General features: G+C 55.2%; 1 rRNA gene. It reads left to right on the plus strand.

The features are described 5' to 3' along the window. Nucleotides 1-223, plus strand: a 16S ribosomal RNA gene (locus tag KO536_RS24145); the annotation flags it as partial.

The following is a 223-nucleotide window of genomic DNA, read 5'->3' on the forward strand; positions in this document are numbered from 1 at the left end:
TGAAGAGTTTGATCATGGCTCAGATTGAACGCTGGCGGCAGGCCTAACACATGCAAGTCGAGCGGTAGAGAGAAGCTTGCTTCTCTTGAGAGCGGCGGACGGGTGAGTAATGCCTAGGAATCTGCCTGGTAGTGGGGGATAACGTTCGGAAACGGACGCTAATACCGCATACGTCCTACGGGAGAAAGCAGGGGACCTTCGGGCCTTGCGCTATCAGATGAGC

This window comes from Pseudomonas sp. NKUCC02_KPG, assembly GCF_019345465.1.
Lineage (GTDB): Bacteria > Pseudomonadota > Gammaproteobacteria > Pseudomonadales > Pseudomonadaceae > Aquipseudomonas.